At 58.0% G+C, this 238-nt stretch carries 1 protein-coding gene; it reads left to right on the top strand.

What is annotated here, in order from left to right:
- Positions 1–238, top strand: a 238-nt coding sequence (locus EOB49_RS35855; RefSeq protein WP_127383583.1) for an aminotransferase class V-fold PLP-dependent enzyme, incomplete at both ends; no start/stop codon positions are given.

Genomic DNA, 238 nt, shown 5'->3' with positions numbered 1-238 from the left:
ATCCAGCATGCCTATTCCCAGGAATACGCCAACGTCCATCGCGGCTTGCATTTTTTGTCGAACGCCGCGACCGATGCCTACGAAAAGGCGCGAGAGACGGTGCGCCGCTTCCTCAATGCGCCGAGCACCGACAACATCATCTTCACCTCGAATACGACTTCGGCCATCAACACGGTCGCCTATGGCTATGGCATGCCCAACATCGGCGAGGGCGACGAGATCGTGCTGTCGATCATGG

Origin of the sequence: Mesorhizobium sp. M7A.F.Ca.MR.148.00.0.0 (assembly GCF_003997735.1) — a bacterium.
Classification (GTDB): Bacteria; Pseudomonadota; Alphaproteobacteria; order Rhizobiales; family Rhizobiaceae; genus Mesorhizobium.
This window is presented reverse-complemented; position numbering and strand designations above follow the sequence as displayed.